Raw genomic sequence first — 26998 nt, forward strand, 5'->3', positions numbered from 1 at the left:
GCCGCAAGCCGCAAGCCGCAAGCCGCAAGCCGCAAGCCGCAAGCCGCAAGCAGCTAACGCCCGAAGCCCGAAGCCCGAAGCCCGAAGCACAACGCCCAAAGCCAACCGCCAAAGCCAACCGCCAAAAGCGAATCACAAACCTCAAGCCGCCCCATCCGCGAGGCGGCTTTTATCTTCGCGCATCAATTTCAGCACGCTTTCGCCGAAGGCCTGCGGCCGTCCCTCAAAGCAGCGTTGCACCGCCTGCGTATCGATCAGGCGCTGTCGCAGCGCTACGCGCTCGTCATGCTCGTCGATCATTCGCACAGCCGCTGTGATATACGCCCCGACGCTGTCCGTGGTGGTCCACGACGGCATGCCCACGCGCTCGAACAACGCGCCGTCGATCTGCTCGAACACTTCCGGCCCGCGCTTGCATACGCCGGGCAAACCGAGCGTCAAGGCGTCGACGATGCCGTTGGTATTACCGAACGGAAACGGACTGAGGAACAGATCGGACTGGTTGACGCGCGCCAGGTACGCGGCATAGTCGTGAAAATCGTGCACGACGGCGCCCGGCACCGCACGCGTGACGGCGTCGCGCAGCGTGTCGAATGGCAGACCGGACGGTACGCCGCTCATGAAGTGAAACTCGACCGGCGCCGAGGCGCGTGCGCCGATCTCGCGGCACGCATCGAGAAAGCCGGGATTGAGTTTCATCGCGCTGGCGGTGATGACGACCTGCAGCGTCTCGCGCAGCGAGGGAATCTGCGCGACGATGTCGGGCAGCGCGACGGACGGGCGGTACGGTTGCCCGTCTTTCGGCAGCTTCATCAGCCGTTCGCTGAAGCAGGCCGGATCGCCGACATAGTCTTCTTCGACGCTGATGTAGTCGATTCTGTCGGAATGCGTGGTGGCGGGGTGGCCGAGCGCCGCGATCTGCAGCGGCGCGATGCGCAGGTTGGACATGAACACCGTCAGCACGAACATGCCGACGCTCGGCATGTACAACACGTCCGGCTGCTCGGCCTCGGCAAAGTCGCGAATCGTCTTCAGACATTCGCCGATGTATTCCGGCCGCTCCAGTTCAATGAAGCGGTCGAAGATGTTCCGCCCCACTTCGTCGACGGCGTAACCGAAGCCGAAGCCCACGATCTCGAAATGTTCGCGCGCGGCTTCGAGCGTACGCGAGTGCGTGCGGTAGATCGAATGGGCGCCGCTGAACCACTCCAGCACGACCACCATCAAGGGTTTCTTGCCGTGCCGGCGTTTGCCGCTGACCGGTGCGGGTTTCGGCGCGGGCAGGTCGGTCAGGCCGAGCTGCTTCAGCTTACGGCGCACCAGCACATTGATGTCCTGTTTGATCGCATGCCGCCGCGGCGTGTCGGCGTAGCTGCAGAACATATAGGCGTTGTGCAGCACGGCCGACGGCAGATCGTCGAGGTCGTCGATTTGCTGCAGCTTGCCCGGCAGCCACTCCAGCAGCGCCTCACGCTTGAGATGCGCGCTCGGCGAGCCCTTGAACACCGGCGCCAGCAAAACGAGCGCGAGACAGGCGGCGATGGTTTTGTCGTAGGCCCAGAGCGCGGCGAGGTCGAGTTCCAGTTCGGATTCGGTCGAGTAGAGCAAACAGAGCTTCTCGATGAAGCTGTCTCCCGGCAGAAACTGTGCGTCTGCGGGGCCGCGGGGATTCAGATGACGCGCGATGTGGTCCGCATTGCCGAGTGGCGTGGCCGAGAACAGCATGCCGAACCATTCATGGAGCGTGAGAAATAGTTTGAAGCACTCGGTGAGTGGCCGGAAATCCGGGTCGGCGAACAACGTCGACATGGCGCTTGTCAGGCGGGTGCAGAAACGCAGGCGTTGCTCTGCGGGAGAAAGGCCGGTCATGCCCGAAGCCAGGAAGTTCGCGTCGAGCTCGCCGCGCGTTTGATGGAGAAGCGCCAGGGCGGAGACAAGCTGGAGGGAAGCCTGGGTATGCTGCCGCGCATAGACGAGTTGCTCGAAATCGTCGAGCGAAAAGGTGACTTCCATCGTTTGGCTAGTGTTAGATATGCAGGACTAACGATATCGAGACGTCGCCAGCCGGAAACGACGATTATTACAGTCAGGGCGTATCAAATAAGCCCGGGATGAGCGTTTCGGAATTTTCCGTGCGGGAAATTCGAATCGGCCTGTCGGCGTTGTTCTGTTTCGGTGCGGGAGTTTGGCAGTGGTAGAGGGCCGCTCGAACACTCGATCGAACCCGCCCAGCGCCACAGTTCGCGGCAGGCGGATTCCGGCATCGAGCACTCAGAACGCGTAATACGGGCCTGGCCCGGCCGACGTCACGCGCGACGCGATCGCCGTATAGACCCGCCGTCCAAAAAAGAACGGCAAGCCCCAGCCAAAGCTGTTACCGGAAATGCCCGCCAGATTGTTGAACGCATTATTCGACGACGCGAATAACGTGGTCGCATTGCCGATCGAGAACGACACTGTGCTGGTCGCGCCATTGGTGCCCACGATGGAGGCGCTTGCTGTTTGCGTGGCGCTCGGGCAGTACCAGTAACCGCATTGCGGCAACTGAGTATTGTTGAAAAACAAGGCGTTCGAGCCGCTGTCGATGTAGCTCTGCGAATAAGTCTGGCCGGCGCTGCTGGTGACCACATACCCGGTGACCTGATTCGTCTTGACTACACTTGCGCCGCCGAGCGTGTTGTTCGCCTGGGTGCCGATGCCGAAGATCAGCGAGCCTGACACGCTGGCCGCGCCGGCATCGGCGATGGCCGGCAGGTCGATCACCACGCCGTTGTTGTCGAGTGCGAAGCGGCTGACCGGATTGCTCACCTGCTGTGCAAGCGCCTGCGTACTCGCGAGGCAGGCGCCGCTGGCGTCGCAGCTGTAGTACCACCGGGGCAGCGCGGTATTGACGCAGCCGCTGCCGCAGTCGGCGGCGAACAGGCCGACGCCGAGAATACCGTTGGCGCGCAGGCTCGCGACAGTCAGCATCGACGGACCGGCGCCGGCGCAGTCGGTGGGCACATCGGGCAGCGCGGGGTCGGCGATCAGCTGGATCGGAATCGAGGCGGCCAGTTGGCCGGCCATGCGCACGTCCGCGCTGCGCACCGCGCCCCACGTGTAGCCGCCGCCGAATACCGCGCATTCGCCCGTCACGCCGCTGCCCGAGCCCACCGCCGCGAGCGGGAGGCTGGCCGGTAACGCAGACGCGAGAATCCGCAGCCCGTTCGAGCCTGTGTCGACCTGAATATTGTCGATCGTCGCGCAGTTGCTGCTGCCGGTCTGGCAGACGGTGACGCTGGTCGTCAGCATGTTGCGCGTCAGGCCCGGCGCGGTGCTGACCGTGATCGGCTGGACGTTCGGTGTGTTCGATTGCGGCACGGAGGTGGCTGTGCTGGAGACGGCGTCCCCGGATGGTGCGCTGGCGCCTGATGGGCTTGCGGCGCTCGGACTGCTGGCCTGGCTGGCTGCCCCTGCCTGTGACGAGTCACCGTTACCGCCGCCGCAACCGGCGAGCGCCGCGCAGACGAGGAGCAGGGCAGGGAAATGAGAGGAAATCTTCATGAGCTTGTCGGCAATCGATCGTCGAGGCGCTGTTCTGCTGGCGTGCGCGTGGCGTCAGTGGAAATCAGCGGCTGTGACACCGGGCGGCAACGCCGCTGGCAGCCACGCGCGCCCTGCATAGCCGCGCATCGGACCGCCGGATTCCACGATCACGTCCGGGCGAACCACCCGCGAGGCATGCAGATTGCCGTCCGGCGCCGACGCGGCAGCACCCGCCCAGTAGGAGTCGGCGTACTTTCCCAGCAGCGCGCGCAGGTCCGGCATGGTCGGGCCCTGCCACGTGTAAGCGATGATCTGGCCGCTATTCGTCGCGTATTCGTTGAGGGTGGTGTTGCCCGCGTCGGTCAGCGTGCGCAGGCGTAAGGCACCGTTCAACAGGATGCGGGGCGCCGCAGCCGTCGAATTCGCCTGGCTGGGCATCGTGCCGCCCAATTCGGCGCGCACGCCGCCACTGGCGCACAGCACAGAAGCCACCACGGCTGGGACAGCGAAGGCCGATAAGAAAGAAGGATTTGGCATGGCAACCTGGCTCGTAGTTGGCGCGCTCAATCTTTATTGAGACGTCCAATTCAAGATAACACTCGGGTTTCCCGATCGTTGTCAGGCGCGGCGTCCGGCGCTTCAGGGAATCTCGAAAATAGCCTGTGACGAAGGCGAAAAGTGTCTTTTAAAACAATGGTCTGACAATGAAGTAGGACACGCCTGACGAGCGCTTGGGAAGTGTTGTGAACTGTTAAATCTGTCGAGGAAGGAGACGATCGCTGCCGCAAAACGACGTGCTTTTCGGCAACGAGAAGCGCGTCGAGCCGGCGCGGTTCAGCGGCTTGGCCGCGCGCCAACGCACCCGCGTTTTGCCATCCGCGCGCGACTTAATTCACGGGCAAACCCCGGTTTTTGCACATGTCCCGCCGGGATCGGTAAAATGTTGGGTTGATCCACGGAAACTTGCCGTGGCGTAGCGGAAGGATTCCCCGAACATGACTGATCTTCGTCTTACCAAGCGGTTTGCAGTAATGCTGATGGCAGGCGGTCTGGTCGCCGGCTGCGGTACCTCGTCGCCGACCAAAATCGACTACAAAAGCGACTCGAAGTCGAAGCAGGTGTCACTTGCTGTACCGCCGAACATGATCGATGAGACGTCCGATCAGCGTTCGTTGCCCCCGCAAGGCGGCGAAACCTCGCTGTCCACGCTCAAGCAGGTCCAGGCGCAAGCACCGGCCGCCAACACGCTGACGGTGGTGCCGGCGGTGAACGGCATGCACATCCAGCGCGACGGTACGGAAAGCTGGCTCGTAATCGACAACAAGGCGCCCGACCAGGCATGGGCGCAGATCCGCCGTTTCTGGCAGGAACAGGGCTTCCTGCTGGTGGTCGACCAGCGCGACAAGGGCGTGATGGAAACGGACTGGAATGAAACGCACGCGCAGATCAACGACGGCCTGATCCGCGACACGTTGTCCAAGGCAATGGGCAACAGCTACGTGAGTTCCGAGCGCAACAAGTACCGCACGCGTCTCGAAGCGGCGCCGAACGGCGGCACCTACGTGTTCATCAGCCAGAAGGGCATGCGCGAGGCGATCACCGGCACGAACAACGATTCGACCAAGTGGGAAGCCAAGCCCAATGATCCGGGTCTCGAACAGGAGTACCTGAAGCGGTTGATGGCAGCCCTGGCGTTGGCCGATTCGCGCAATACGCAAACGGCCGAGCTTTCGCCGGCGGGGGCGCAAACGGCGCCGAACGCGGCAACGGCAGGTGCGAAGTCGGCGGCTGCGGCAACGGCGGCGCAAAACGTGGCGCTGTCGGCACAAGCGCCCATGCCGGATGACGCGGCAAACACCACGTCGGCACAGTTCTCGTCCACCGAGCTGACGCTCAGCGAGCCGTATGACCGTGCGTGGCTGCGCGTGGGCCTCGCGCTCGACCGCAGCAACTTCACGGTCGACGATCGCGATGCAACCCGCGGTTTGTACTTTGTGCGCTATGTTGATCCGAAGGATCTGACGTCGGCGGAGCAAGGCTTCTGGAGCCAGGTGTTCCATGGCAAGAAGGAAAAGATCGCCAAGCAGTATCTGGTGAACGTGCGCGCGGTGACGCCTGACCAGACCCGTGTGGCGGTGGTCGACGACAAGGGCTCTATCGATCAGAGCCCGCAGGCCAAGCAGATCATGGGTCTGATGGTCGACCAGTTGCACTGAAACACTGAACGAAGCCGTAGCCAGGCATCGAACGTTGTCAGAAAACCCGCCCGGAGGCAGTCCGGGCGGGTTTTTTTACGCCCTTGATTTGTCCTTGGCGCGGCAAGCCTTTGACCGCTGCTGCGGCTTGCACGTCTTTTGCTTGCCGTCTGAAACACCGGTATGAACCGGCGCTCAACGGGAGATGGCCATGTTCGACGTGATTCCTTACTGGATGTGGGCGGCGAGCTTGCTCGTCCTGGCACTCATCTGTGGCGCGGCCCTGGCGCCGCGTGAGACGCGGCGGCCAACGGGTTTGCGACTCCGGCATACCGGTGCGCAACGCACGAAATGGCCGGTGCGCTGACGGTCGACTCGCTTCAAACGCATGAAGCGAGTCCCCCGCGATCGTCGCTGTGCGGTCGCATGTAACGTGACGTTACCCCGGTGACGTAACTCGCGAATCCCCTTTTTTAGATCCTTTCAATATCCTTTCGGTGATAAAAAATATGATAAAAATCAACGATTTGCGAACATTTTCTTGCAAATCGCTATAACTGGCACGCAAGCTGCTTTTAAAGACTCATGGGGCCGGATTTGTAACATCCGACATGAGGTTGCGGCAAGTTTCCAATCGGCGATTCCCAGACCCTTTCAGCACCGGCGAATGAACCGGTGCTTAGCCCGATGATGGCCTGCGCGCGTGGCGCGCGGCCTCGGTGGCCCCGTCGCCTATCCTCGTAGGGCGACGGTTTCGCCCGCACTCCAAACGGAGTGCGGGCTATTTTTTTGGATTTTGAAATTGATTGTCATGCCGCCGGCGAGACGGCTGGTGCCGGAAGAATAAGCGGCGACGCTGAAGGAAGCGTCGCGCGAAGGAAGGGTGTTAGTGACTGGCGCGGCCTTCGCCGGGGCGAGAAGCGGGTCGCCCCGAACGGATCGCGCGAGGCGGCTCGAGGCGGCTTTCAGGTATCGGCGCGGCGCGGACCGACCCACGGCAGACGTTTGATGACGCCGGTGGCAAGCGCGGTGCCGACGAGAATCACGCCGCAGCCTTCGAGCATGCCCGGCGATACGGTTTCGCCGAGAAACAAGGCGCCCCACAGAATGCCAAAGATCGGAATCACGAAGGTCACCGTAATCGCGCGTGCCGGCCCGGCGACCGCGATCAGATGGAAGAACAGCATGTAAGCGACGCCGGTACACGCGATACCCAGCGCGATGACCGCGCCCCATGCGTGCAGCGAGATCGGCGCGGCCGGCCAGTAGATCACGGCGAGCGGCAGCAGCACGAGGGTCGCACCGGTCATCGTGCCGGTCGCGACGGTCAAGGCGTCGACGCCGGTCAGGTGGCGCTTCGTGTAGTTGGCGGCGATGCCGTAAAGCAGCGTAGCGCCGAGGGCGGCGGCCGCCGCGAGTGCGGTAGTCAACGGCGTGGCGGCGGAGCCGTCCGGTGTGGCAATCTGATCCCACACCAGCATCAGGACGCCGAGAAAACCGATCACAAGCCCGAGTGTGCGCAGCGCGCTCAGACGGTCGCGCAGCCACAGGAAGCCGACGAGCGCGCCCCATAGCGGCGTAGTCGCATTGATCACGGACGTCACGCCCGCCGACAGCGTCAGCTCGGCATACGCAAACAGGCAGAACGGCGCCGCCGAGTTCAGGATACCGACCACCAGCAGCGGAAAGGCGCGTGTGCGCAGAATCGTGGCGGACTGGCGCAGCGGCCGCCGTGTGACCAGCACGATCGCCAGAAAGGCAGCGCCAATGCCAACGCGCAACGCCATCAGCGGCGCGACGCCGAAGTCGGTCACGCCTACACGGATAAACAGAAACGAGGCGCCCCATAGGGCGGCGAGGATCAGCAATTGCAGCAGGTTTTTGGCGTTCATTATCGTGGCATCCCGCGCGGTTGAGTCGAGACGCCAATGCATCCTAGCAGCGCGATTGCGCGAAACGTTTCAGGGTGGAATGAAACGGCAAGATCCGGGAGATGAGGGGCGTCTGATAGTCGTCATCGTAAGCGCAGCCGGGTCGGCTGCAAAACGAGCAATTCTCACGCTAATGTGAGAAAAATTACGATGAGATTGGCGGTGTGAGGACGCAGTTGCAGGCCCGGCGGGGCCGGCAACTGCAGGGCGTGAATTATATTGCGGCAGCGCACCGGTAATCAGGCCCATCGACATAACGGCGCGCGCAAGCGGCCGCTGCGAGGAAGGAGCCAGTGCGCGCCGTTACGTCGATGGGCCCGGAATGCGTCAGTGCGGGATCATCCCCTGCAGGAAGTTTTGCTGCACCCACACCAGCACGCCGAGGATCACCGTCAGCAGAATCGAATGCTTGAAGGTCCTGGCGAACACGACACCCTCCTTGCCCTTGAGGTCCGTCGTCGCCACGCCGGTCGAGATGTTTTGCGGCGAGATCATCTTGCCCATCACGCCGCCTGACGAATTGGTCGCCGCCATCAGGATCGGGTTCAGGTTCAGCTGATGGGCTGCAACCACCTGCAGGTTGCCGAACAGCGCGTTGCCCGAGGTGTCGCTGCCGGACAGGAACACCGCGACCCAGCCAAGGAACGCCGACACCAGCGGAAAGAACGGTCCGACCGACGCGGCGCCGAGACCGAGCGTATAGGTGAGCCCCGAATAGTTCATCAGATAGGCGAGCGCGACGATGGTCGCCACTGTCAGAATGGCGATGCGCGTCTGGACCCACGTGTCGGCAATGGCCTTGCCGAATTCGCGTGCGCCCAGACCCGTCACGAGCGCCGTGATGATGGCGGCCACCAGAATCGCCGTGCCGGTAGCGAGCGGCTGGAAGTCCCACACCGCACCGTACGGCGTGTTGTACAGCGTGATGAACACGGCCTTGTCGAGGCCCGGCCACGCGACCTTGACGTCGCCGATCAGGAAGATTTTGGCGATGGTCCAGACGATCACCACCGCCGAGACGATGATCCACGGGTACCAGCCCTGGCCGCCGCTGATCTTGCCGCGCACCTCGCCCACGCGATCGATGTTGATCGCGAACTTCGGATCGACGGCGGGTTTCCAGACCCGCAGGAACGCGATGGTGAGAATCAGCGACACCATCGACGACAACACGTCGGTCAGGCTGTAGTTCACGTAATTCGACGCGACGAACTGTGTCAGCGCGAAGCTCGCACCCGACACGAGCAGGACCGGCCACACGCGCAACATGTTACGAAAGCCCGCATAGACGCCGATCACATAGAACGGCAGGAGAAAGGCAAAGAACGGCAACTGGCGGCCGACCATCTTGGCGAGCGAATCGGCTGGCAGGTGCGTGACCGCGCCGAGCACGGTAATCGGTACGCCGAGCGCGCCGAACGCGACCGGCGCGGTGTTGAAGATGAGTGTGAAGGTGAGCGCTTCGAGGGTGGGAAAACCGAGCAGGATCAGCAACGAACTGGTGATGGCGACCGGCGTGCCGAAGCCGGAAATCCCTTCGAGCAGCGCGCCGAACGAAAAGCCGATCACGACCAGCACGACGCGGCGATCGTTCGGCAGGTTATCGATCATCCACATGCGGAAGGCCGCGAAGCGGCCCGAGCGCTGCGAGATGTTGTAGAGCAGGATCGCGGCGAACACGATCCACATCACCGGCCAGCACGCGAATACCGCGCCGTTGGCGACCGAAGCGGCCGCGAGTCCGACCGGAAACTGCCAGACGAAGATCGCGACAATCAGCCCGACGACGAGGCCCGCCAGCGACGCCTCCCAGGCCGGCCGGCGCGCCCAGCCGAGCAACAGCAACACGACAATGATCGGTAAGGCAGCGACGAGGAACGAGAGCAATAGCGAATTGCCGACTGGAGTGAGTAGTTGGTGAAACATCACGTCTCCTTCGTTGTTGTTCGATTCGACGCGGGACTACGCACTACGGGGCGCGTCGCTCTGGCAGGACGGATGGGCGCCGGCGGCGCGTCGAAGACGTGCCGGGTCGCTTATTTAAACGGGTACTGCGTGTGGCTTTCCCAAGCATAGGGCCCGGTTGGCGCGCGTCAAGAAGGGAAAGTACGGGCGCAGGGGAGAAGGGAGCGCCGCGTCCTGTGTGCCGGCATCGTCGCGGCATGATTCGGCGGCGAGATTCAGTGCCAGTGGCCATGGCCACCCCAGCCGCCGTGGCCGCCTCCCCAATAGCCGCCGAAACCGAAGCCGATCGAGACCGATGGCCCGTACCAGCCCGGGTAGCCGTAATAAGCGGGATAGGCCGGATAGACCGGCGGTGGATAGTAGGCGGGATAGGCCGGTGCAACGTACACGGGCGGGGGTGGCTGAGCGACCGCGTAGGACGGCGGCTGGGATTGCGAATTGGCTCGCGCCTGCTGTGCCGCTTCAGCTTGCGCCTGCTGCTGTTGCGAGCTGGCCGAATCGCCGGCCGTCCCAACGGGGACATCCTGCTGAACGCCATTGGCCGGGACCGTGCCATAGGCGTAATACGGGTAGTAGCCTGGATAGTAGCCGTAAGGGTAGTAGCAGCCCGACAGCGTCAGTACGCAGGCCGCGCCGGCTAGCGCGATGCCGGTTTGAGAAAGACGCGGCAAGCCGCGCGGCAGACGCTGGCTGATTGCGCGAAGAGAGTTGATGACGGGGGACTTCATGACGCGCTCCTGTTTACATCGGACGCCGCCATCCGGGGCGTAATGCTTGAGCTTACCCCGCCATGGCGCCAGCAGGATTGCAAAACCGTAACGGCTTATTTCACCTTATTGCAGCGCTTTTGCGGGGTGACCGGCGTCGTGCCGGTCGTCTCCGCAGCTGCTTCATTTACCGGTCGATTCGTCATGTTTGCAAGGGGTGTCCGGCATTAAATACGTCACCCCGTCCGCGGAAACGCAAAAGCCCGCCAGTGGCAGGCTTGGGTGCTGCAATGCCGTGATGCAGAAGGCTCGAATGGCGGACGCATTTTCATGCGCCCGCGATCGTTACCTTACTGCCGCTGATAAATCTCAGCGCCTTTCTTCATGAACTCGATCGACTTCACTTCCATGCCTTTCTTCAGCGCGTCGTCGTCGGAGAGGCCTTGTTGGGCGGCGAATTCGCGCACGTCCTGGGTGATTTTCATCGAGCAGAAGTGCGGGCCGCACATCGAACAGAAGTGCGCGACCTTGGCCGAATCCTTCGGCAGGGTTTCGTCGTGGAATTCGCGTGCCTTGTCCGGGTCGAGACCGAGATTGAACTGGTCTTCCCAACGGAATTCGAAACGCGCCTTCGACAAGGCGTTGTCACGCACCTGCGCGCCCGGATGGCCCTTCGCCAGATCGGCGGCGTGCGCGGCGAGCTTGTACGTGATGATGCCGGTCTTGACGTCGTCCTTGTTCGGCAGCCCAAGGTGTTCCTTCGGCGTGACGTAGCAGAGCATCGCCGTGCCAAACCAGCCGATCATTGCTGCGCCAATGCCCGACGTGATGTGGTCGTAGCCCGGTGCGATGTCGGTGGTCAACGGTCCCAGCGTGTAGAACGGCGCTTCGTCACACCATTCCAGTTGCAGATCCATGTTCTCCTTGATCAGTTGCATCGGCACGTGGCCCGGGCCTTCGATCATCGTTTGCACGTCGTGCTTCCACGCGATCTGCGTGAGTTCGCCGAGCGTCTTCAGTTCGCCGAGTTGCGCTTCGTCGTTCGCATCGTAGATCGAGCCGGGACGCAGACCGTCGCCGAGCGAGAAGGCCACGTCATACGCCTTCATGATTTCGCAGATGTCTTCGAAGTGCTCGAACAGGAAGCTTTCCTTGTGGTGCGCGAGGCACCACTTCGCCATGATCGAGCCGCCGCGCGAGACGATACCGGTCATGCGCTTGGCCGTCAGCGGCACGTATTGCAAACGCACGCCCGCGTGAATCGTGAAGTAGTCGACGCCTTGCTCGGCCTGTTCGATCAGCGTGTCGCGGAAGATTTCCCACGTCAGGTCTTCAGCCTTGCCGTTGACCTTTTCCAGCGCCTGGTAAATCGGCACTGTGCCGATCGGCACCGGCGAATTGCGGATGATCCACTCGCGCGTTTCGTGAATGTGCTTGCCGGTGGAGAGATCCATCACCGTGTCGCCGCCCCAGCGGATCGCCCACGTCATCTTGTCGACTTCTTCGCCGATGGAGGACGTCACCGCCGAATTGCCGATGTTCGCATTCACCTTCACGAGGAAGTTACGGCCGATGATCATCGGCTCGCTTTCCGGGTGGTTGATGTTGTTCGGGATGATCGCGCGGCCACGGGCGACTTCTTCGCGCACGAATTCCGCGGTGATTTCCTTCAGGCCGTCGGGACCGAATGCGCTCGCGCCGAACGCCTGGCCCGGATGCTGGCGGCCCATCATCGCGGCGAGCTTTTCGCCGTTCGGGCCGCTCGTCTTCAGCGTCTCCAGATACGCGGCGCGTTGCTGATTCTCGCGAATCGCGATGTACTCCATTTCCGGCGTGACGATGCCTTTGCGCGCGTAGTGCATCTGCGAGACGTTTTTGCCGGCGATTGCGCGGCGCGGCGTGCGGTGCAGGCCCTGAAAACGCAGATCGGCGGTGGCGGTGTCGGCGGCGCGTTCGCGGCTGAAGTCGCTCGACAGGCCCGTCAGTGCTTCGGTATCGCCGCGTTCTTCGATCCAGGCTTGACGCAGCGCGGGCAGACCGGCGCGGATGTCGATTTTGGCTTCCGGATCGGAGTACGGGCCCGACGTATCGTAGACGAAGACCGGTGGATTCTTCTCGCCGCCAAAGCTATCCGGCGTATCCGCCTGGGTAATTTCGCGCATCGGCACACGAATATCGGGCCGCGAGCCGGTCACGTAGACCTTGCGGGAATTCGGCAGCGGCGCAACAGCGGCGGCATCGACGTGGGCGTCGGCGGAAAGAAACTTCGGGTTGGCGTTCATGCGTTATCTCCTCTGTCGACCGGAGTGGGCGCTTTAGCGCCTTACTCCAGTCCCATGCAACGTGTTGCGGTCGACGAGAGCGGGTGCCAAGCACTCACTCCGGTCCCAGTGTGGGGCCGCTAAGCAGGAGACGAGACGGAAGTTGTCGGAATTCGCGAGAGATGAAACGGTAGACCAGGTGCGAAATCCGTACGCTTCCCTGCGCTGGCATTATCCAGATCAGGTTCAAAGGGTATTTCTCACCCACGCAACACGGACCTCCAACCTCCGTGCTACGCAGGACCCCCGCGTTAGCAGCGCACACGATACACCGCCCGGGCGCTGCTTGGCAACCCGTCTTGAAAAAGTCGGATGTCGGAGATAACACCCGTCAGCCGCGCACTATTCTTGATGTGATAGGGCTGCCGGGGTTGATGCGGCGCAGCGTTCTGCGTCGCGAATGGCTTCGGCTTACAGCGTGAAATCGTCGGCGGCTTCGGGCTGAAACAGGATCTTGTCGAGCTTCAGCACTTTCTCCGTACCGCTCGGCGGCGTGAAGCGGATGCGGTCGCCGCGTTTGGCGCCGAGCAGCGCAAGACCGGCCGGCGAAAACACATTCAGCCGGCCCTGCGCGAAGTCGGCGTTGGGCGGATAAACAACCGTCCAGGTCATCTGCTCGCCGCTGGTTTCATCGACCAGGGTGGCCTGCGAATTCATCGTGACGATGTTCGCGGGGATGTCGCGCGATTCGACGATCACGGCGCGTTCCAGGACGTCGTCGAGCATGTCTTGCAATTTGGCGTCGGCGCCCGGCGCGGCCGCGTGCTTTTCAAGGCGGGCGACGTCGAGTTCGGTGAGGTAACAGGTTTTCGTCTTTTTCATGACGGGTTCTCCAATTCGATCTGCATGTAAGGGGACAGCGTGCGGATGAGATCGGCCCGGAGCCCGACGACGCGGCCCCGGCAATGGAGGGGAGCTGCGTTAGATCGGGCGCCGGGCGGCGGGAAGCGGGAGCGTTCGGGACGGCTGGCCGGCGTGGGGCGTCGCGATGTCCGCGCGCGCACAGCCGGTTGCGCGGCGGGGGCGCAAGCGGGTGAGGGCTCGGAAGAACGGAACGCGCATTGGGGTAGCCGGAAGCGTGCGAGAGGTTTGGGTGGGCGTCGAAAAGAAAGCTAAATCGACGCAATCGAAAGGTGAATGTTAGCACGGCCAGGTGCTGCTTTCGCCGCAGCCGGACGGTGCCGTGGATACGCGCTGCGGCGCGCGGATATTGCATCGAGTCGTTTGAGTCGTTCAAGGCCGTCGCGGCGCTGCCGTTAATCCGCCTGTAGGGGCGGCCGTTGCCCAGTCGAGGATCGGCGATGGGCAGCGCGTCAATGGCGCGATGCGGTTTGAGACGGCTTAAGGAGATGTGCTGATGAAAACGGGAACAGGGCAGTTTGGGGCACTCGGCGCGGTAGCTGCGATGGCAATGCTGGTCGCGCTGGTTGCAGCGCCCATGCCGGCGGTGGCCGCGAATGGTGGAACGATCAGTTTTTCGGGGGCGATCGTGGCGCCGCAACTGGCGATTTCGGTGGCGCCGGCCGGGGCGCGTGTCGATGCCAGGGGCGCGCGGTTCGAGCAGTCGGGTTCAGCGGTCACGCTGACCTTTAGCGCTGCGCCGGGCGTAGCGACGGGCGCCGATGTCGCGCTTCAGGTGAACAGCGGCGCGACGGCGCATAGCGGTGATGCGCGCGGAGATGCGCTGGCCGAGCGCTTTGTCGACAGCCGTGGGCGTGTGTTTCGTGCTGCCAGCGATGGCCACTACCGGCTTGGCCGCGATGGCGGGGTGTTGTCGCTTGCACCGAAGAATACCGGGCAGGATACCCGGGTGACGGTTGTCGTGAGTTACGACTGAGGCACGCTTTACGGGGCGCTTTGGGGTGTGCTTTGGGGTGGCCCACCCGCAAGCGTACAGACACCCCGCGTCCCGCGGGAATAAACAGCATGGAACGGTCTCGACCGTAAGCGAACAATCCGGACAAAAATAAAAAATCAGAATCGGCTGTCATAAGCGGTCTTGTGGTTCGACAAACGTGCAGATCCTGATGGAGCACGCCATGCAAACCGCACGAACCCGCCGAGACGATCGGTATGTCACTCGCGCAATCGCGCTAGCCGTAGCGCTAACAACCCTCTCTGCCAGCGGCCTTGCAAGCGCGGCCGGCGCCGTGTGCGCGTCGCACAGCCCGGCGCACCGCGTGGCGCTGGTCGAGCTCTACAGCAGCGAAGGCTGCAACAGCTGCCCGCCCGCGGACAACTGGCTGAGCCAGTGGAAAAACAGGGGTGCAACCCAGAGCATCGTGCCATTGGCGCTGCATGTGGACTACTGGAATAGCCTCGGCTGGACCGACCGCTTCTCGCAACATCGCTTTACCGAGCGTCAGCAAGCTCTTACTGATCTTGCCGGCGGCCACACCATCTACACGCCCGAGATCTTCGTATCGGGCCGCGAACTGCGCAGCTGGTCGCAACGCGAAAGTTTCCAGAGCCGCATCGGCCAGGTCGTTGCGGAACCGGCGCAGGCGAACGTGGCGCTTGAACTGAAACCGCAGGCGAAGGGCGCCTTCAATGTCGATGCGCAATTCACCAGCAAGGCGGCCGACACCACGACCCCACTGAATGCCTACGTCGCCGTCTACCAGAACGCGTTGAACTCGCAGGTCAGGGCGGGGGAAAACAGCGGCGCAATGCTGCATCACGAGCGCGTCGTGCGGCAATGGATCGGCCCTGTGCCGCTGGTTGCCGGCAATGCGCAAATCCGCCGGGATATCCGTATCGACGATGCGGATGCGAACGCTCCGGCGGACCACTTCGGCGTCGTCGCCTTCGTTGAAAACGCGGCGACCGGCGACGTGCTGCAAGTGGGCGAACTTGCTGCCTGCAACTGATCGCGCGACGACCTCGCAGCGCTTCCTGTTTCATCGGAGATTCTCATGGCTACCCCTCATGCACTTGGCGAAACCGCTCCGCCTGCCACGCCGGAGAGCGGCACGATTCATCCGGTGTGGGTACGCGTCACGCACTGGCTCAACGCACTCGCGGCCATCCTCATGATGCTGTCCGGCTGGCGCATCTATGACGCCTCGCCGATCTTCAAAGGCTTCACGTTTCCGCCGGCGATCACGCTCGGCGGCTGGCTGGGCGGCGCGCTGCAATGGCACTTCGCGGCGATGTGGCTGCTGGTCTTCAATGGGCTGCTGTATCTCGCGCTGAATCTGGCCAGCGGGCGCTTCATGCGCAAGTTCCTGCCGGTCTCGCCGCGCGCTGTGTTGCACGACTTCATCGCCGCGCTGACCGGCAAGCTCTCGCACGCCGATCTGCGGATCTACAACGCGGTGCAGAAATTCGCTTATCTGTTTGTCGTCTGCGATCTGATCGTGCTGGTGCTCTCGGGCCTCGCGATCTGGAAATCGGTGCAGTTTCCGCTGCTGCGCGAACTGATGGGCGGCTACGACAACGCACGCATCGTGCACTTTTGCGCCATGTCGCTGATGGCTGCGTTCATTGCCGTGCATCTGGTGATGGTGGCCCTCGTGCCGCGCTCGCTGCTGGCGATGCTGCGCGGACGTTAAACGGCCGAGGCACGGATACGCAAAGCCTAAGGATATCGAATCATGACCCGACCCGACGCACAACCCGATACACAACCCGATCGAAAACTTGCCGCCATGCCCGACAATAAGCTCGACCGCGACTCGATCCTGATCGACGCCCGGCGTGAACTCGCGATGCCGTCACGGCGTCTGTTCGGCAAGCGGCTTCTGACGCTCGGCGGCCTGTCGATGCTGACGGGCTGCTCGCTCACGGACAACGACTCGGTCAACGCATTCCTGACGGCCGTATCGCACCTGAACGACCGCGCGCAAGCCGCGTTGTTCGATCCGAAGCAACTCGCGCCGACCTACACCGAAGCGCAGATCACGCGGCCATTTCCATTCAACGCGTTCTACGGCATCGACGACGTGCCGGAGGTGAACGCCGCCGGCTACAAACTGAAGATCAGCGGCCTCGTCACCGGTCAGCGTGTCTGGACCTTGCCCGAGTTGTACGCGCTGCCGCATGCCGAGCAGATCACGCGGCATATCTGCGTGGAAGGGTGGAGCGCGATCGGCCGCTGGGGCGGTACGCCGTTTGCCGATTTTCTGCGGCGCATCGGCGCGGACACGAGCGCGAAGTACGTCGGCTTCAAATGTGCCGACGACTACTACGAAAGCATCGACATGCCTACCGCACTGCATCCGCAAACGCTGCTCACGTTCTCGTACGACGGCGAGCGTCTGCCCGCGAAATACGGCTTCCCGATGAAGCTGCGCATGCCGACCAAGCTCGGCTACAAGAATCCGAAGCACATCGTCGAGATGTTCGTCACCAACACGTTCCCCGGCGGCTATTGGGTCGACCAGGGCTACAACTGGTTCGGAGGCTCCTGACGCGCGCGGGTCGCCGCGTGTCGGACGACAGGCGCGACCCCGGGCGGCAGAAGCTTCGGAAGTACCCCGGCATCCGAGAGATGCCGGTTCAGATCGATCCATAACTAAACGGAGTTTTCCCATGAAGAAGTTCGCAATCGCAGCAATCGCCGTCGCCCTCCTGACCAGCGGCGGCGCCGCGTTCGCGCAGGCAAGCGGCGCAATGTCCAACGATGCGATGTCCAAGGACACGATGTCGAAGGATGCAATGTCCAAAGACACCATGTCGAAGGACAGCATGAAAAAGGACACCATGAAGCACGACAAGATGAAAAAGGGCAGCGACGCAATGGGCATGAAGCACGAGGCATCGGGCGCCATGGCCAACTGAGCGTCGCTGGCGATGCCGGTTGCATAGCTTGAGCGCCGGTGTCACGGATGAGCCCAAAGCCGGGGATCGATCCCCGGCTTTTCTGTTGCAAGTACGCAAAAAAGTTACGATTCTTTCAGCCGGCGCGGTGGGCGCTTACTGCATAATGCGATGCGCGCCGAACATTTGGCGTGTGTCAGCCGTGGCCCGATTTCCGTCGATCGCCGCGGCGTTGTGGCCCCTTTGGCCATCTATCGTCCTTCCGTTCCACCAACATGTCCGCCAGCCTCGCCCGTCAGACCGCATCGCCGATGCGGTGTCCGCCATCCCGATACCGGGTTTTCAGCGGGGGCGCAGCACCTCGAGCGGCACGGGCGGGTTGAACGCATGGCGCCGCAACTTCCCAGCCGTTTTCTCCGTGGTTTTCCCATTCGTTTGCCGCAGTCCCGCAATGGACAGATCGCGCTTGCACTCGCCGTCGTCTATCTCGTATGGGGTTCGACGTATCTCGCCGTGCATGTCGCGCTGGGTTCGTTTCCGCCGTTGCTGCTCTCCGGATTGCGCAATCTGTTTGCCGGGATAGGGCTCTTCATCTTCGCGGCGCGCCGCACGCCGGTCTGGCCGAGTGCAGGGGAAATCCGCAATGCCGGCCTGGTCGGCACGATGCTGGTGGGGCTGTCGAGCGGCATGCTCGCCTACGGCATGCGCACGGTCGGCACCGGCACCGCGGCCGTGATGGTCGCGACCGTGCCGCTGTTCGCGACGGTGATCGCGGCGGTAGCAGGGCGCAAGATTGGCCGCGGCGAATGGTTCGCGGTCGGCCTTGGGCTGGTGGGCATCGCGATCCTGAGTCATGGCGACAGTGCGCCGGGATCGGCGGGCGGCAGCCTGGCGATCCTGTGCGGTGCGCTTTTCTGGGCCGGCGGCGCGCATCTGGCCGGGCGTCTGAAGCTGCCGTCGGACCTGTTTCTCTCGACGTCGTTGCAGATCGGCCTGGGTGGCGCGATGTCGACGATGGTCGCCTGGGTATCCGGCGAGCGGATGATGGACGTGCATTTTCTGCCGGTGCTGGCCTTCGTCTACCTGATGCTGATCGGGACGATGGCCGCCTACGTCGCGTACGGTTTCCTGATCCGGCATACGAGTCCGATTATCGCCAGTAGCTGCATGTACGTGAATCCGGTGGTGGCGGTGGCGCTCGGTGCATTGTTGCTCGGCGAACCGGTCACGCATTCGACGGTCATCGCGACCATCGTGATTCTGGCGAGTGTGGGTCTGTCTTTCTGGTTCGATTACAGGAAGAAGCGGCTCGCCTGAGTGGACGGCGGATGGCGAACGGCGACTGCTGCCGGCTGCTGCGCGACGCCAGTTCACCGTTCTCCGCGTTGTGTTGCTTCCGAGCGTGGCGACCCCTTCCGCCTGCTTTTGCCATAGAGCGCCGAGGTTCACGCCTGCTCCCCGCTACTCCAGAGCGGAGTGACGGCGACCTCGATACTCCGCCGCTTCAGAGTGCCGCCGCCACTTCCGCACCTTCGCGAATCGCGCGTTTTGCATCCAGCTCGGTTGCCACCTTTGCGCCGCCGATCACGTGATAGCGCGGAGCCTTCGCGCCATTCGCGCCATTCGAGCCATTCACACCGTCGCCCCCATTCGCACCGTTTGACCTATCCGCAGCACGCGCGGCCGATTCCGGAAGCAGATCACGCAGCGACTCCTGCCCCGCGCACACGACGATCGTGTCGACTTCGAGCCATTCCTCGACACCTTCACGCGCGATTTTCAAACCGCGTTCGCTGATCTCCCGATACGACACGCCACCGAGCATCTTCACCCCGTTTCTTGCCAGCGTCGCGCGATGCACCCAGCCGGAGGTCTTGCCGAGCCCCATGCCGAGCTTGCCCGTCTTGCGCTGCAGCAACCAGATCTCGCGGGCCGGTTGCGCCGGCGCCGGCGGTTTCAAACCACCGCGTTCCCGCACCGCCAGGTCGACACCCCATTCGTCGAGCCATGCATCGCGTGGTATGGGCAAAGGATCGCCGGAACGATGCAGCAGAAACTCGCTGACATCGAAGCCGATCCCGCCCGCGCCGATCACCGCGACGCGGCGCCCCACCGGCGCCCCGCGTAAAACGTCTACGTAAGACAGCACGTTCGGCCCGTCGATGCCGGCGATCGCCGGGCTGCGCGGCACGATGCCCGTGGCGATGATCACATCGTCGTAACCGCCTGCCGCGAGCAGTGCAGGATCGACGCGCGTCTCGAGCCGTACGTCGACGTGATGCCGTTGCAACTGGCTCTGAAAATAGCGGATCGTTTCGCTGAATTCTTCCTTGCCCGGCACGCGCATCGCCAGATTGAACTGGCCGCCGATGGTTGCGCTCGCATCGAACAACGTCACGCGATGTCCGCGCGACGCCGCAACCGTCGCTGCGGAAAGTCCCGCCGGACCCGCACCGACTACCGCGACCGAGCGCGCTGTCTGCGCGTCCGCGATCGGGCGATAGATCAGCTCGGTCTCGCGTCCCGCACGGGGATTCACGAGGCAGCTTGCGCGCTGGTTCTTGAATGTGTGATCGAGGCAGGCCTGATTGCAGGCGATACAGGTGTTGATTTCGTGCGTGCGTCCTTCGGCCGTCTTCAGCACGAACTCGGGGTCGGCGAGGAGCGGCCTCGCCATCGACACCAGATCGCCCGCGCCCTCGGCGAGCAGTTGTTCGGCGACCTCGGGCGTGTTGATGCGGTTCGACACGATCACCGGCACCTTGACCGCCGCCTTCAGCCGCGCGCTCAGCGCTGCAAAAGCAGCCCGCGGCACCGAGGTCACGATGGTGGGCACGCGCGCTTCATGCCAGCCGATTCCCGTGTTGAACATCGTGACGCCGGCGGCTTCGAGCGCCTGGGCCACCTGCACTGTTTCTTCCCACGTATTGCCGCCTTCGACCAGGTCGATCAGCGAGAGCCGGTACACCACGATAAAGCGTTCGCCGCACACCGCGCGGACCCGCTCGACGATCTCGCGCGCAAGCCGCATGCGGTTCTCGATGCTGCCGCCGTAGCGGTCCGTACGCCGGTTCGTGCGCGGGCACAGGAACTGATTGAGCAGATAGCCTTCGCTGCCCATGATCTCGATGCCGTCGTAACCGGCGCGCTGGGCGAGGCGCGCGCAGCGTGCGTAGTCGCGCACGGTGCGGGCAATGCCGGCTTCGGTGAGCGCGCGCGGTTTGAACTTCGAGATCGGCGACTTGAGCGCCGACGCCGAGACGACAAAAGGCTGATAGCCGTAGCGGCCGGCATGCAGGATCTGCAGCGCGATCTTGCCGCCTTCGGCATGCACGGCCTCGGTCAGCAAGCGGTGATTGTGCAGATCGAGCACCGAGTTCAGCGTGCCACCGAAGGGCAGCAGCCAGCCTTGCCGGTTCGGCGAGATGCCGCCTGTGACGATCAAACCGACGCCGCCTTTCGCGCGTTCACGGAAATACGCGGCCAGTTTCGGGTAATTCCAGAAGCGATCCTCCATGCCGGTGTGCATCGAACCCATCACCACGCGATTGCGCAAACGGGTGAAGCCGAGGTCGAGTTCAGCGAGTAAGTGTTGGTAAGACATGCAGGGGACCGTGTAAGTATGGGTTGTGCGCGAACAATACACCGCGGAACGTGCCAACCCTCCGAGGAAAAATTCTAATCCTCGCAACGCGTTGCTCCGTAAGACATTCGTCTGGTGCCAGAAGCCATATCGAACCCGCGGCACAGGCATTGCTGAATGCAGGCGTCCATCGACACGGACCGCGCCGCTCACCAGTACGGGCGCGATGTGCAGCAGGCGATGTGCAGCAGGAAGAGGGAGGGGGCTGCTTCGTTTCGGAGAGCCGGCCGGGAACCGTTCCAACGACCAATGAACAAGGTTTCCAGACGGCGCGATATCCGGGAATGGAGCGCTCGCAGATTAACGGGTCGAGAGCCCAACATCGATATAGGTGAACACAATGAAAATGATCCGAACCATGGTGGCTATGGCCGCTGTTGCAGCCGTTCTGAGCGCATGCGGTGGCGGCGGCAGCAGCGACGTAGGCAAGGAACTCGGGCTGACGAATCCGGAGATCCATTTTATCCACGCCATTCCTGGCGGGCCGGCAGTCGACTTTCTCGTGAACGGCACCGCGCCCTCGGGACAGACGAATATCAGCTATAAGGGCGTGACGAACTTCACCAACATCAACACGGGTTCGACCACCGTCGCGTATTCGGCCACCGGTACCACGACCGCGTTGGCGAGCGGTAACTTCCCGGATGTGGCGAAGGGCCACGAATACACGGTGCTGGCTTTGCCGGGTGCGGCCGCGCCGGATATCGGCCTGATCGACGACCCGTTCGACAAGGGACTGCTCTCGAATAGCGCGCGTCTGCGCGGCTTCAACGCATCGGCTAATGCGACCAATCTCGACCTGTATCTGGTTCAGGCAACCAGCACGGATATCACCAACGCCAGCCCGACCATGGCGGGTGTGTCGTTCAAGAACGCGGTGCCGGCCAGCGGCCAGGATTCGATCTATGTGTCCGGCGGCCAATATGTGCTGATCGCGACAGTGGCAGGCAGCAAGACGCCGATCTTCCAGTCGCAGTCCTTCTCGCTGTCGAACAATGCCGACTGGCTGGTGACGTCGGTGCCGATCGCCGGTACGCTGAGCCAGCTTGTGCCGGGGCAGATCCATTTGCTGATTGCACAGAACGGCAACACCAGCACACCGAGCGTCGAGTTGTCGAACACACTGACGGGTCAATAAGCGGGTAATAAGCTCGCGAATCCGCATGCGTGTGCATGGCATGCGGCACGAACGATAGGCGATAGTCGCAGGGAGGGCATAGCGGCGGTCCACATACGTGGATCGCCGTTTTGCTTGCCGGTCTGACTATGGAAAAAGCCCGCCGCGGTTTCCCGCGACGGGCTCTGGTGTTTCTGCATGGCAAGGCGCCACGAGGCGCCGGCCATTCGACGAGTTGCCGCTAGCTTACTTGGCTTGCTCGGCCGAATTCGTGATGGCGTTGCCGCCCTTCGAAATGTCCTGCCCAGCGCCAGCCATCGTGTTGCAACCCGCGAGCGCAGCCGTCCCTGCAATGAGAAGCAAAGCGATCAGTCGATTCATGAAAGTTCTCCTTGTCGAGGATGCATCGGTTGACGTGCCCATGTTTTACAGCACGCGCTAGCCTGGCTAGCTGTCGTTCGACCGGGGCTTACGCCAGTCGAGCCGGTCTGATTGCATGGTAAAAAAAGGGCGGGGGCGGCGCTGTCGGCTGCGCTGCGATTTTGTTGTAGGCGTGCTCCGGTGTTTGCGTCGGTGCACTCCTACACGCGCTGCGTCAACGTAGCGCAAAGCCTGGCTACACGGGCGTTCGGGTCGGCGTCGACGGCGGCAGATCTATAGACGGTGTGGCCGTGCTGACACTCGGCATGACCACGTGGATGTCGGTGCCGTTCGGCACGCCGCGCTGAATATCGAAGCGCCCGCCGTGCGCGGCGACCCGCTGGCGCATGCCGAGCAGCCCATGCGTGTGCGTGCGCTTCAGATCGGCGGGCGTGATGCCGACACCATTGTCCGCGATATGCAGCGCGACCTCGCCGTCGCTGACCCGCAAGGCGATCGACACCTTCGAGGCTCGTGCGTACTTGGCGGCGTTCGTGAGCGACTCCTGGGCGACGCGAAAGAGCGCGATTTCTGTTTGCTCGTCGAGCTGGATATCGTCGGCGGGCAAGTGCGATTCGAGCGTCCAGTTGTTGCGCTGCGCAGCTTCGTCGGCAAGCGTGCGCAGCGCGGTGACGAGCCCGAAGTTCGCCAGCACAGTGGGCCGCATGTCTTCGATGATGCGGCGCTTCAGCGCAATACCCTGGTCGAGATTGGCGAGTGCGCGCTTGAGTTTCTCGGAGACATCGGGGTCACTGTCCTTCAGTTTGCGGTTGGCCCAGGCCACATCCATTTTGCTCGCGGTCAGAATAGCGCCGAGCTCGTCATGCAGCTCACGCGCGAGTTGCGTCTTTTCATTTTCGCTGACGGCCTGCAAGTGCCAGCCCAGCGCTTCGAGCTGCCGCGTGCGTTCGTTGACGAGTTGGTCGAGCTCTTCCTGTTGCGTGATCAGTTGACGCTGCACGCGCGCCTGCCGATCCATCTGGATGCCGAGATTGCGAAACAGCAGAATGAACAGCACGATATTCAACGCGGACAGCCCCGCCGCGCACAGCGTGGAGATGCGCTGGTCGGCGCGGCTTGCGTCGAGCGCGTGCTGTGCACGGCGCTCTTCGTTGTCGCGCAACAGTGTGAGCGTGCTGTCGACCAGCGTCGCATCGGCGGGATTGGCCTCGCTTGCACTGCCGCAGGTAGACAGATCGAGCGGGCGAGGTGTCGCGCGTTGCAATGCAGCAGCGCCCGCGCCGATGCGTGCTTCGATCAGCGCGACGATCTGGGTGAAACTCGCGAGCTCGGCGCTGTCTGCCTTGCCGCCGCGGTAGAACCTGCCCAACTGTTGTTCGCTCTGCCGTATCCGCACGGCGGTCGTGCAAAAGCCTTGAACGGACCCGTCCTGCTTCGTCAGAAGAAACTCGCTTTGATGGGCGCTGAGGCGGGAGAGCTGGCTTGCGAGCGTGCTCAGTTGCACTGTGACGTCGCGCGCTTCGAGTGCTGTTTCGTACTCCGCGGCAATGCGTTCGCGCGCGGTTTCGAGAATCACGAGCCCGCCCACGGTGATGACGATCGCCACGGTCATCGCGATAGCCCAACTGCGATTGCGCATCCAGTCGCTCAGTCGCACGGCGGCCCCTGATTTTTGCGTGTTCGACACGTTTAGCCCTTTCGGCTCGTGAGGTGGGCATCAGTGTAACGCCCGCAGCACTCGACGATGTGAGTGCATCGTCTCCTGATTCACCCACCGTGTGCGGCTGGAGAATCGATGCAGGCGGCGTAACGCTGCCGTAATCCCATGTAAGCGGATTCTCACACGAAAAACGGAGCCCGTCGGAATGCGCCCACCGCCGACGATCGATAGGATGAACCTGATCGTTCATTGACTGATTCTGGAGGAAGCCATCATGTTGAAATGGGCATTGTTTTTCGCCGTCGTGGCGGTGATCGCCGGCCTTCTTGGCTTTACCGGCGTCGCTGCGGGCGCGGCGGCGATCGCGAAGTTCCTGTTTGTCGTGTTCGTGATTCTGTGCGTGGTGTTTCTCGTACTCGGCTTCGTTGTAACGAAGAAAATCGTCGATTAGCGCCGCTCAACGAGGTGGTTGCGTGCTGTTTCCCGCGGTTGTGAGGGAGCAGTTCGCTTCGGATTTGCCTCAGGGTCTCTTTACGCAGATACCAACAAGGAGAGTCACCATGCTTCACTATGCCATCGTGTTTTTCGTGATTGCGATCATTGCAGCCGTGTTCGGTTTTACCGGAATCGCCGCAGGTGCGGCTGAAATCGCGAAGATCCTGTTCTATATCTTCCTTGTCGTGTTCGTGGTCACGCTGTTGCTCGGCGTATTCCGAACGTAGACGAATACTCCATCCTTAAACCGGCGTATCAGGCGCGATTCGTGCGGGATACGCAGTTCCCCCATACCGGATAAAGGAGAATCTCAATGGCGAAGTCTTCTGGCGCCCCAGGCGCAGTATCTCAATCCAGCGGTGCGTTCGTGATGGACATCAAAAAGATCCGCGAAGACGCGCGCAAGCATATGTCGGACGGTCCGGTCACGCAAAGCTACGGCGCGGACCGTGAGACCGTGCTGAAACTGCTCAACGACTCGCTGGCCACCGAAATCGTCTGTGTGCTGCGCTACAAGCGGCATCATTTCATGGCCAAAGGTATCAATTCCGAGGCTGTCGCAACGGAATTCGCGGAGCATGCGGCGGAAGAGCAGGAGCATGCCGACCGCATCGCCGAGCGTATCGTCCAGCTTGGCGGCGAGCCGGATTTTGCACCGGACGGCCTGAAGACGCGCTCGCATTCGGAGTACCAGGAAGGCGACAATCTGACGGACATGATTCGTGAGAACCTGATCGCCGAACGTATTGCGATCGATACGTACCGTGAGATCGTGCACTATCTCGGCGAGAAGGATGTGACGACGCGCCGTCTGTTTGAAGAAATCCTCGCGGTCGAAGAAGAGCATGCCGATGATATGGCGGACCTGCTCGAGGGCCGCGAGTAACAATGCCGCAAGGCGCAGCCGATAAGCGGACGTCGACAGGCGTCCGCGGGCAGCGGTGCGAATTGACGCTTCGGCGGTCGTGTCTGCTCGGACGACACGCACCGGCGCGGGAGGGTCTGGATGGTTTCCCGCGCCGGCATCATTTGAAGCACCGCTACGGCGTGTAAATGGGTCTGCGGCAAAGACGGCGCCGGAGGTCATTACAATGTCTGCTTTGGAGCAATCCTGTTGCACGGACACCAGACCGATGATTCGAGTGCTGATAGCTGACGACCATGCGATCGTCCGAGGCGGTTTCAGGCAGTTCGTCGCTGACGAGCCGGATATGTGCGTCGCGGCGGAAGCCGCAACCGGCGACGAAACCATCAGACTCGTGCGCGAACAGGTATTCGACGTGGTGCTGCTCGACATCGCGATGCCGGACAAGAACGGCATCGATACGTTACGCGTGATCAAGCAGGTGCGGCCGGATCAGGGCGTGCTGATTCTGTCGGGCTACCCGGAGAGCCAATACGCGATCAACCTGCTGCGCGCGGGGGCCAACGGTTACCTCAACAAAGACTGCGAGCCCGACGAGATTGTGCGGGCGATCCGCGCGGTGGCGCGCGGGCATCGTTATCTGTCGGAGGCCGTGGCCGATACGCTGGCCAATAACCTTGACAAACCCGCTACGGGGCGGCCGCACGAAACGTTATCCGAACGCGAGTTTCAGATATTCTGCAAGCTTGCGGCGGGACAGATTCCGACTGACATTGCGGAGGAATTGCATTTGTCGGTGAAGACCGTGAGTACTTACCGGGCTCGCGTGTTGGAGAAGATGCGGTTGGCGAACAATGCCGATCTGACTTATTACGCGATCAAGAATGGCTTGATCGAATAATGGACGATCGAGATACACCGATGAACAGCGAACCGAACAATGTTGCCGAACCAGTTAGCCGCGCGCCGTTGCGCGTGCTGCTGATCGAGGATTCGCCGCTGATCCGCAGGAGTCTTGTCGAGGCGATCGATGCATCGGGTTTGCTGCGGGTGGCTGCGTATGCGGAGTCTGCTGATCAGGCGATTGCTTTGTTGAGCGATGAGGTTTTTGACGCGGTGATTGTGGATTTGCAACTGAAGCAGGGGTCAGGGGTGCCGGTGCTGGCTTACTTGCAGCGCGAAGGAATGATTGATTCGGTTTTTGCTGCTGTGTTGACGAATCATGCGTTGCCGGCTTATCGGGAGCGATGTGAACAGTATGGTGTTCGGCATTTTTATGATAAGTCGTTTGAGTTTGATCGGGTGATTGATGCGTTGCATGAGTATGTGTTTGCGCGGGGTGATGGGTGATGGGTGATGGGTGATGGGGGTTTTTTTGTGGGGTCTGGTTTGGCTGTTTGCTTATGGTGTTGGCCTTTCCTTGAATTGTTAT

25 protein-coding genes and 1 riboswitch are annotated in these 26998 nt (G+C 62.4%); of the genes, 14 read left to right on the forward strand and 11 right to left on the reverse strand.

The genetic code is table 11. The features are described from left to right. Positions 1-141: 141 nt before the first annotated feature. The 3 genes from PQQ95_RS31325 to PQQ95_RS31335 all read right to left on the reverse strand — a co-directional run bounded on the left by PQQ95_RS31325 (position 142) and on the right by PQQ95_RS31335 (position 4062). Positions 142-2013: a glycosyl transferase family 1 gene (locus PQQ95_RS31325; protein WP_408444814.1), complete on the reverse strand. Its 1872-nt coding sequence runs from the start codon at positions 2011-2013 to the stop codon at positions 142-144. A 258-nt stretch (positions 2014-2271) separates the two neighbouring features. Further along, entirely contained in the window at positions 2272-3543 is a 1272-nt protein-coding gene (locus PQQ95_RS31330; RefSeq protein WP_408444817.1) for a DUF3443 domain-containing protein, read from the reverse strand. A 54-nt stretch (positions 3544-3597) separates the two neighbouring features. Beyond that, positions 3598-4062 carry a DUF2844 domain-containing protein gene (locus tag PQQ95_RS31335; protein ID WP_408444820.1) on the reverse strand — a complete coding sequence of 155 codons (465 nt, stop codon included), beginning with the start codon at positions 4060-4062 and terminating at the stop codon, positions 3598-3600. 458 nt (positions 4063-4520) lie between these two features. Here PQQ95_RS31335 and bamC point away from each other — a divergent pair, with 458 nt between their 5' ends. Continuing rightward, complete coding sequence (bamC, locus tag PQQ95_RS31340; protein ID WP_408444822.1) at positions 4521-5741, forward strand: NlpB/DapX family lipoprotein; 1221 nt, start codon at positions 4521-4523, stop codon at positions 5739-5741. Between the two features lie 190 nt (positions 5742-5931). Further along, the gene (locus PQQ95_RS31345; protein WP_408444825.1) at positions 5932-6087 is read left to right on the forward strand and encodes a hypothetical protein; all 156 of its coding nucleotides are present in this window, start codon (positions 5932-5934) and stop codon (positions 6085-6087) included. Positions 6088-6685: 598 nt separating this feature from the next. Here the strand turns inward: PQQ95_RS31345 and PQQ95_RS31350 are convergent. The 5 genes from PQQ95_RS31350 to PQQ95_RS31370 form a co-directional block, all read right to left on the reverse strand. Beyond that, positions 6686-7612 (reverse strand): DMT family transporter, encoded by a 927-nt coding sequence (locus tag PQQ95_RS31350; protein ID WP_408444827.1) that lies wholly within the window; start codon positions 7610-7612, stop codon positions 6686-6688. A 366-nt stretch (positions 7613-7978) separates the two neighbouring features. Further along, positions 7979-9577 carry an L-lactate permease gene (locus PQQ95_RS31355; protein ID WP_408444830.1) on the reverse strand — a complete coding sequence of 533 codons (1599 nt, stop codon included), beginning with the start codon at positions 9575-9577 and terminating at the stop codon, positions 7979-7981. Between the two features lie 254 nt (positions 9578-9831). Next, positions 9832-10344 (reverse strand): hypothetical protein, encoded by a 513-nt coding sequence (locus PQQ95_RS31360; protein WP_408444832.1) that lies wholly within the window; start codon positions 10342-10344, stop codon positions 9832-9834. A 329-nt stretch (positions 10345-10673) separates the two neighbouring features. Then, positions 10674-12605 carry a phosphomethylpyrimidine synthase ThiC gene (thiC, locus tag PQQ95_RS31365; RefSeq protein WP_408444834.1) on the reverse strand — a complete coding sequence of 644 codons (1932 nt, stop codon included), beginning with the start codon at positions 12603-12605 and terminating at the stop codon, positions 10674-10676. A gap of 178 nt (positions 12606-12783) precedes the next feature. Further along, a riboswitch (TPP riboswitch) is annotated at positions 12784-12902 on the reverse strand. Positions 12903-13055: 153 nt separating this feature from the next. Then, positions 13056-13466 carry a GreA/GreB family elongation factor gene (locus tag PQQ95_RS31370; protein WP_408444836.1) on the reverse strand — a complete coding sequence of 137 codons (411 nt, stop codon included), beginning with the start codon at positions 13464-13466 and terminating at the stop codon, positions 13056-13058. 535 nt (positions 13467-14001) lie between these two features. Here PQQ95_RS31370 and PQQ95_RS31375 point away from each other — a divergent pair. The 6 genes from PQQ95_RS31375 to PQQ95_RS31400 all read left to right on the forward strand — a co-directional run bounded on the left by PQQ95_RS31375 (position 14002) and on the right by PQQ95_RS31400 (position 18722). Continuing rightward, on the forward strand, positions 14002-14481 hold the full coding sequence (locus PQQ95_RS31375) for a hypothetical protein (RefSeq protein ID WP_408444838.1): 480 nt from the start codon (positions 14002-14004) through the stop codon (positions 14479-14481). A gap of 202 nt (positions 14482-14683) precedes the next feature. Then, complete coding sequence (locus PQQ95_RS31380; protein WP_408444841.1) at positions 14684-15514, forward strand: DUF1223 domain-containing protein; 831 nt, start codon at positions 14684-14686, stop codon at positions 15512-15514. Between the two features lie 45 nt (positions 15515-15559). Then, positions 15560-16198 (forward strand): cytochrome b/b6 domain-containing protein, encoded by a 639-nt coding sequence (locus PQQ95_RS31385; protein ID WP_408444844.1) that lies wholly within the window; start codon positions 15560-15562, stop codon positions 16196-16198. Between the two features lie 96 nt (positions 16199-16294). Next, positions 16295-17056: a molybdopterin-dependent oxidoreductase gene (locus PQQ95_RS31390; RefSeq protein WP_408444873.1), complete on the forward strand. Its 762-nt coding sequence runs from the start codon at positions 16295-16297 to the stop codon at positions 17054-17056. A gap of 121 nt (positions 17057-17177) precedes the next feature. After that, the gene (locus tag PQQ95_RS31395; protein WP_408444846.1) at positions 17178-17426 is read left to right on the forward strand and encodes a pentapeptide MXKDX repeat protein; all 249 of its coding nucleotides are present in this window, start codon (positions 17178-17180) and stop codon (positions 17424-17426) included. Between the two features lie 366 nt (positions 17427-17792). Continuing rightward, the gene (locus PQQ95_RS31400) at positions 17793-18722 is read left to right on the forward strand and encodes an EamA family transporter (protein ID WP_408444849.1); all 930 of its coding nucleotides are present in this window, start codon (positions 17793-17795) and stop codon (positions 18720-18722) included. A 187-nt stretch (positions 18723-18909) separates the two neighbouring features. Here the strand turns inward: PQQ95_RS31400 and PQQ95_RS31405 are convergent, their stop codons facing one another. Further along, positions 18910-21009, reverse strand: coding sequence for an oxidoreductase (locus PQQ95_RS31405; RefSeq protein ID WP_408444850.1), 2100 nt, complete (start codon positions 21007-21009; stop codon positions 18910-18912). Between the two features lie 379 nt (positions 21010-21388). On the opposite strand from PQQ95_RS31405, the gene PQQ95_RS31410 reads away from it, so the two are divergent. Further along, on the forward strand, positions 21389-22186 hold the full coding sequence (locus tag PQQ95_RS31410; RefSeq protein ID WP_408444852.1) for a DUF4397 domain-containing protein: 798 nt from the start codon (positions 21389-21391) through the stop codon (positions 22184-22186). Positions 22187-22411: 225 nt separating this feature from the next. Here the strand turns inward: PQQ95_RS31410 and PQQ95_RS31415 are convergent, their stop codons facing one another. Further along, positions 22412-22546: an entericidin A/B family lipoprotein gene (locus PQQ95_RS31415; RefSeq protein WP_012433647.1), complete on the reverse strand. Its 135-nt coding sequence runs from the start codon at positions 22544-22546 to the stop codon at positions 22412-22414. A gap of 235 nt (positions 22547-22781) precedes the next feature. After that, the gene (locus tag PQQ95_RS31420; RefSeq protein WP_408444855.1) at positions 22782-24233 is read right to left on the reverse strand and encodes a sensor histidine kinase; all 1452 of its coding nucleotides are present in this window, start codon (positions 24231-24233) and stop codon (positions 22782-22784) included. A gap of 247 nt (positions 24234-24480) precedes the next feature. Between PQQ95_RS31420 and PQQ95_RS31425 the strand changes: the two genes are divergently transcribed. The 5 genes from PQQ95_RS31425 (at position 24481) to PQQ95_RS31445 (ending at position 26916) form a co-directional block, all read left to right on the forward strand. Further along, the gene (locus PQQ95_RS31425) at positions 24481-24657 is read left to right on the forward strand and encodes a DUF1328 domain-containing protein (protein WP_095418798.1); all 177 of its coding nucleotides are present in this window, start codon (positions 24481-24483) and stop codon (positions 24655-24657) included. A gap of 109 nt (positions 24658-24766) precedes the next feature. Beyond that, a complete protein-coding gene (locus tag PQQ95_RS31430; protein ID WP_006052455.1) occupies positions 24767-24928 on the forward strand; it encodes a DUF1328 domain-containing protein in 162 nt (53 codons plus the stop codon). An 86-nt stretch (positions 24929-25014) separates the two neighbouring features. Then, positions 25015-25587: a ferritin-like domain-containing protein gene (locus tag PQQ95_RS31435; protein WP_408444857.1), complete on the forward strand. Its 573-nt coding sequence runs from the start codon at positions 25015-25017 to the stop codon at positions 25585-25587. A gap of 247 nt (positions 25588-25834) precedes the next feature. After that, positions 25835-26467 (forward strand): response regulator, encoded by a 633-nt coding sequence (locus PQQ95_RS31440; RefSeq protein WP_408444859.1) that lies wholly within the window; start codon positions 25835-25837, stop codon positions 26465-26467. A gap of 20 nt (positions 26468-26487) precedes the next feature. Next, positions 26488-26916, forward strand: coding sequence for a response regulator (locus PQQ95_RS31445; protein ID WP_408444860.1), 429 nt, complete (start codon positions 26488-26490; stop codon positions 26914-26916). Positions 26917-26998: the final 82 nt, after the last annotated feature.

This window comes from Paraburkholderia caffeinilytica (genome assembly GCF_046030355.1).
In the GTDB taxonomy this organism is placed as follows: domain Bacteria; phylum Pseudomonadota; class Gammaproteobacteria; order Burkholderiales; family Burkholderiaceae; genus Paraburkholderia; species Paraburkholderia caffeinilytica_B.

Coding starts and splice junctions, on each gene's coding strand:
- PQQ95_RS31325 (WP_408444814.1), bottom strand. CDS start 2,013: ATGGAAGTCACCTTTTCGCTCGACGATTTCGAGCAACTCGTCTATGCG.
- PQQ95_RS31330 (WP_408444817.1), bottom strand. CDS start 3,543: ATGAAGATTTCCTCTCATTTCCCTGCCCTGCTCCTCGTCTGCGCGGCG.
- PQQ95_RS31335 (WP_408444820.1), bottom strand. CDS start 4,062: ATGCCAAATCCTTCTTTCTTATCGGCCTTCGCTGTCCCAGCCGTGGTG.
- bamC (WP_408444822.1), top strand. CDS start 4,521: ATGACTGATCTTCGTCTTACCAAGCGGTTTGCAGTAATGCTGATGGCA.
- PQQ95_RS31345 (WP_408444825.1), top strand. CDS start 5,932: ATGTTCGACGTGATTCCTTACTGGATGTGGGCGGCGAGCTTGCTCGTC.
- PQQ95_RS31350 (WP_408444827.1), bottom strand. CDS start 7,612: ATGAACGCCAAAAACCTGCTGCAATTGCTGATCCTCGCCGCCCTATGG.
- PQQ95_RS31355 (WP_408444830.1), bottom strand. CDS start 9,577: ATGTTTCACCAACTACTCACTCCAGTCGGCAATTCGCTATTGCTCTCG.
- PQQ95_RS31360 (WP_408444832.1), bottom strand. CDS start 10,344: ATGAAGTCCCCCGTCATCAACTCTCTTCGCGCAATCAGCCAGCGTCTG.
- thiC (WP_408444834.1), bottom strand. CDS start 12,605: ATGAACGCCAACCCGAAGTTTCTTTCCGCCGACGCCCACGTCGATGCC.
- PQQ95_RS31370 (WP_408444836.1), bottom strand. CDS start 13,466: ATGAAAAAGACGAAAACCTGTTACCTCACCGAACTCGACGTCGCCCGC.
- PQQ95_RS31375 (WP_408444838.1), top strand. CDS start 14,002: ATGAAAACGGGAACAGGGCAGTTTGGGGCACTCGGCGCGGTAGCTGCG.
- PQQ95_RS31380 (WP_408444841.1), top strand. CDS start 14,684: ATGCAAACCGCACGAACCCGCCGAGACGATCGGTATGTCACTCGCGCA.
- PQQ95_RS31385 (WP_408444844.1), top strand. CDS start 15,560: ATGGCTACCCCTCATGCACTTGGCGAAACCGCTCCGCCTGCCACGCCG.
- PQQ95_RS31390 (WP_408444873.1), top strand. CDS start 16,295: ATGCCCGACAATAAGCTCGACCGCGACTCGATCCTGATCGACGCCCGG.
- PQQ95_RS31395 (WP_408444846.1), top strand. CDS start 17,178: ATGAAGAAGTTCGCAATCGCAGCAATCGCCGTCGCCCTCCTGACCAGC.
- PQQ95_RS31400 (WP_408444849.1), top strand. CDS start 17,793: ATGGCGCCGCAACTTCCCAGCCGTTTTCTCCGTGGTTTTCCCATTCGT.
- PQQ95_RS31405 (WP_408444850.1), bottom strand. CDS start 21,009: ATGTCTTACCAACACTTACTCGCTGAACTCGACCTCGGCTTCACCCGT.
- PQQ95_RS31410 (WP_408444852.1), top strand. CDS start 21,389: ATGAAAATGATCCGAACCATGGTGGCTATGGCCGCTGTTGCAGCCGTT.
- PQQ95_RS31415 (WP_012433647.1), bottom strand. CDS start 22,546: ATGAATCGACTGATCGCTTTGCTTCTCATTGCAGGGACGGCTGCGCTC.
- PQQ95_RS31425 (WP_095418798.1), top strand. CDS start 24,481: ATGTTGAAATGGGCATTGTTTTTCGCCGTCGTGGCGGTGATCGCCGGC.
- PQQ95_RS31430 (WP_006052455.1), top strand. CDS start 24,767: ATGCTTCACTATGCCATCGTGTTTTTCGTGATTGCGATCATTGCAGCC.
- PQQ95_RS31435 (WP_408444857.1), top strand. CDS start 25,015: ATGGCGAAGTCTTCTGGCGCCCCAGGCGCAGTATCTCAATCCAGCGGT.
- PQQ95_RS31440 (WP_408444859.1), top strand. CDS start 25,835: ATGATTCGAGTGCTGATAGCTGACGACCATGCGATCGTCCGAGGCGGT.
- PQQ95_RS31445 (WP_408444860.1), top strand. CDS start 26,488: ATGAACAGCGAACCGAACAATGTTGCCGAACCAGTTAGCCGCGCGCCG.